Source organism: Arhodomonas sp. KWT (genome assembly GCF_010993615.1).
Window position 1 is genome coordinate 1 of record NZ_WNXE01000727.1, and the last position, 840, is coordinate 840.

General features: G+C 71.1%; 1 protein-coding gene. It reads left to right on the plus strand.

Translation table 11 applies throughout. The features are described from left to right. On the plus strand, positions 1-835 hold an 835-nt coding region (locus tag G7A99_RS22015), incomplete at its 5' end, for a PLP-dependent aspartate aminotransferase family protein (protein ID WP_163144112.1). Positions 836-840: the final 5 nt, after the last annotated feature.

Below are 840 nucleotides of genomic sequence, written 5' to 3' on the forward strand. Positions count from 1 at the left end.
GCTGGTCTCGGAGCGTCTCCCGGCGCTCGGGTGGCGGGGGCACCTGGCCTTCCCCGACGAGATGGAGGCGCTCGACGGGGTCCTCTCTGCCGGTTTCGGCGTCGTCATCATCGAGACGCCCGGCAATCCGGACCTCGCCGTGCTGGATATAGGCGCTGTCGCCGAGGCCGCGCACCGGGCGGGGGCGCTGCTGGTGGTGGACAGCACCTTCGCCTCGCCGGTGAATCAGAACCCCTTGGCGCTCGGTGCGGATCTCGTGGTGCACAGCGCGACCAAGTATCTCGGTGGCCACAGCGACCTCACCGCCGGCGCGGTCATGGGGCCGGCGGCGCTACTGGAGCCGGTGGCTGGCTGGCGCAAGACCCTCGGCCAGACACCGTCGCCGGAGACTGCTGCGCTGCTCGCGCGCAGCCTGCGCACGCTGGACGTGCGGATGCAGCGCCACAACGCCAATGCCCAGCGCATCGCCGAGGCCATGGCGAACCATCCGGCGGTGCGCCAGGTGCATTATCCGGGGCTGCCGGACCACCCGGACCATGCCCTGGCCCGGCGGCAGATGCGCGCTTTCGGGGGCATGCTTTCGCTGACCCTGGAAGGGGACGCGGCCGGCGCGATGGCTATGGTGGATGCCCTCGAGCTCTTCCTGAATGCTCCCAGCCTCGGCGGCGTCGAGAGCCTGGTGACTCAGCCGGTGATGACCAGTCACGCCGACCTGGACGAACGCGAGCGTGCCCGGCGGGGCATCGGCGAGACCATGGTACGGCTGTCCGTCGGCCTCGAGGACGCGGACGACCTGATCGCCGACCTGGAGCAGGCGCTGGCCCGCGCGGGATAGGTGCT